The sequence below is a fragment of the Streptomyces sp. MnatMP-M17 genome, from assembly GCF_900091995.1.
GTDB lineage: Bacteria > Actinomycetota > Actinomycetes > Streptomycetales > Streptomycetaceae > Streptomyces.
Genome location: NZ_FMDK01001225.1, coordinates 1 through 1,609 on the forward strand (window position 1 = coordinate 1; position 1,609 = coordinate 1,609).

Consider the following 1,609-nt stretch of genomic DNA (forward strand, 5'->3'; position numbering starts at 1 on the left):
GGGAGCGCCCGCCGCGGCAGCGGCTGATGTCACTGCGGGCACGCGAGCCCGGCAAGATCCGAACGAGAGGCCCTAGCTCCGGATCTCACCAGGGATTCCGGATCTCACAAGGACGAATTGCCGGAAGAGACCGGTGTGCCGGACCTCTCCCACGAGGCCGTCCGGCACACCGGTGGGGCCATTCGGCGGTAGCGGCTTCGACGTGCGACGATGTGCGGCATGCCGCAGCAGCCCCCCATTCGGAGCACCACTTCTCCGCCACCTCGCCCCGATGCGTCGATGTCGCTGCTGAACAATGTGATGGACCACAGCCTTGACGAGGGATACGCGGAGGCGGCGGCCCGCAGGGACGCTGCGGAGGGCGGTCTGCCGAACACGCTCCGGGCGAAGCTCTGGCTCGCCGCGGGACTGGTGCTGGCCTCTCTGGTGGTCACGGTGGGCGCGGCCCAGGCGCGGATCTCGGCGCCGGTGGTGGCCAAGGAGCGCGAAGAGCTGATCGACCGTATCGACGCGGAGACCGCGACGGCCGACGAACTGGAGAAGTCGGTCGAGACGCTCCGCGCCGAGGTGGTGGCGCGCCAGCGCGCTGCCCTGCGGGCGCACGGCGGCGACACCGGTGAGACGGCGGCCCTGCTGGCCGGTGCGACGCCGGTGTCGGGCCCCGGGATGAAGCTCGTGGTCGACGACGCCCAGGAGTCGGGCTCGGACGGCGGCGGGCCACGAGGGAGCAGCGGTTTCTCCGATACGGGCCGGGTGCGCGACCGGGACATGCAGAGAGTCGTCAACGGCCTGTGGGAATCGGGCGCGGAAGCGATCGCCATCAACGACCAGCGGCTCACGGCGCTGTCCGCGATCCGGGCCGCCGGTGACGCCGTACTGGTCGACAACAGGCCACTGGTGCCGCCGTACACGGTGCTCGCGGTGGGGAACGGGAAGAAGCTGAGCACCGCGTTCCAGGACAGTGCCGATGGTCGGTATCTGCATTCTTTGCAGCAGAACTTCGACATCCGCACCAGCATCTCCGACCAGGAAGAGGTGCGTCTTCCTGCCGCGCCGAGCCTGATCGTACGTACAGCAGAGCCGGAGGCCGCCGACGCCGGGAAGGGCGACGGGCAGGGCACGGCAGACACCGGGAAGGGCACATCGTGATCGCCGTACTGGGCCTCGTCGTGGGAGTCGTGGTCGGACTGTTGGTCCGGCCCGAGGTGCCGGCGGTGGTCGAGCCCTATCTGCCGATCGCCGTCGTCGCGGCCCTGGACGCGGTCTTCGGCGGTCTGCGGGCCATGCTCGACGGGATCTTCGTGGACAAGGTGTTCGTGGTCTCCTTCCTGTCGAACGTGGTCGTGGCCGCGCTCATCGTCTTCCTCGGCGACAAGCTGGGCGTGGGCGCGCAGTTGTCCACGGGTGTGGTCGTCGTGTTCGGTATCCGGATCTTCTCCAACGCCGCCGCGATCCGCCGGCATGTCTTCCGGGCGTGAGGCCGATGAGCAGCGTGGAGACACCGAAGAACGAAGAAGGTACGGCGGCCGGTACGGGGCTTCCGTCGGCGGACGAGCCCCAACAGCTCACCGGGCGCCAGCGGTTGGCGGCGGGCCTGTGGCCGCCGCGG

The 1,609-nt window shown here is 69.7% G+C and carries 2 protein-coding genes; both read left to right on the forward strand.

The window, feature by feature from the left end; translation table 11 throughout:
* Positions 1-219: 219 nt before the first annotated feature.
* A complete protein-coding gene (locus tag GA0115259_RS38055) occupies positions 220-1,149 on the forward strand; it encodes a DUF881 domain-containing protein (RefSeq protein WP_093605184.1) in 930 nt (309 codons plus the stop codon).
* Positions 1,146-1,478 (forward strand): small basic family protein, encoded by a 333-nt coding sequence (locus GA0115259_RS38060; protein WP_023543062.1) that lies wholly within the window; start codon positions 1,146-1,148, stop codon positions 1,476-1,478. The genes GA0115259_RS38055 and GA0115259_RS38060 overlap by 4 nt, the downstream gene beginning before the upstream one ends.
* The last annotated feature ends 131 nt before the right edge of the window (positions 1,479-1,609 follow it).

Bases quoted from the DNA above. Each gene is read 5' to 3' on its own strand.
- GA0115259_RS38055 (WP_093605184.1), top strand. From the start codon at position 220: ATGCCGCAGCAGCCCCCCATTCGGAGCACCACTTCTCCGCCACCTCGC.